1 protein-coding gene is annotated in these 1,187 nt (G+C 71.4%); it reads left to right on the top strand.

Translation table 11 applies throughout. The features are described from left to right. The coding region (locus G5C65_RS37470; protein WP_165303503.1) for a beta-ketoacyl synthase N-terminal-like domain-containing protein at positions 1-1,187 on the top strand (1,187 nt) is incomplete at both ends.

Below are 1,187 nucleotides of genomic sequence, written 5' to 3'. Positions count from 1 at the left end.
TCCTCCTCCGGGTACGGCGCGGGCATGCACCTGCCCCCGACAGCCGAGGGTCACCTGATGACCGGCACGGCGAACAGCGTCATCTCCGGCCGCATCGCCTACACCTTCGGCCTGGAGGGCCCCGCCGTCACCCTCGACACCGCCTGCTCCTCCTCCCTGGTCGCCCTGCACTGGGCCGCCCAGGCACTGCGCTCGGGCGAATGCACCATGGCACTGGCCGGCGGAGTGACCGTGATGACCTCGGCGAGCGTGTTCGCCGAATTCGACCGGCAGGACGGCCTGGCCGCCGACGGCCGCTGCAAATCCTTCGCCGCAGCCGCGGACGGCACCGGCTGGGCCGAAGGCGTCGGCCTGCTCCTGATCGAACGCCTCACCGACGCCCAGCACAACGGCCACCGAGTCCTGGCGGTCGTCCGCGGCAGCGCGATCAACCAGGACGGCGCCTCCAACGGCCTGACCGCACCCAACGGCCCCTCCCAACACCGCGTCATCCGCCAGGCCCTCACCAACGCCCACCTCACCGGCGCCGACATCGACGCAGTCGAGGCGCACGGCACCGGCACCCGCCTCGGAGACCCGATCGAGGCGCAGGCGCTGCTGGCCACCTACGGCCAGGACCGCAGCGAGGACGGCGAGCCGCTGTGGCTGGGCTCGATCAAATCCAACATCGGCCACGCCCAAGCAGCCGCCGGCGTCGCCGGTGTCATCAAGATGGTCATGGCCCTGCAGCACCGTGTGCTGCCCGCGACGCTGCACGTGGACGAACCCTCGCCGCAGGTGGACTGGACAGCGGGCGCCGTGGAGTTGCTGACCGAGGCCCGGGAGTGGCCCGAGGTGGACCGGCCACGGCGGGCGGCGGTGTCCTCCTTCGGCATCAGCGGCACCAACGCCCACCTCATCCTGGAGGAAGCACCTGCGGCGGACACCATCGAGCCAAGACCGGCACACACAGTACAGCCGGGGATCATCCCGTGGCCGGTCTCCGCGAAGTCCGAGCCCGCCCTGCAGGAACAGATCAAGCGACTCCGCTCCTTCGTCGCCGAGCGGCCGGAGCTGGACGCGGTGGACGTCGGCTGGTCACTGGCCACCACACGCGCCGCCCTGGAACACCGCGCAGTCCTGACCGGGGACACGACGATCACCTCCGGCGTTACCACCGAGGGGCGCCTGGCGGTGCTCTTCACCGG

It is taken from the genome of Streptomyces boncukensis (assembly GCF_011045075.1).
Lineage (GTDB): Bacteria > Actinomycetota > Actinomycetes > Streptomycetales > Streptomycetaceae > Streptomyces > Streptomyces boncukensis.
This window is presented reverse-complemented; position numbering and strand designations above follow the sequence as displayed.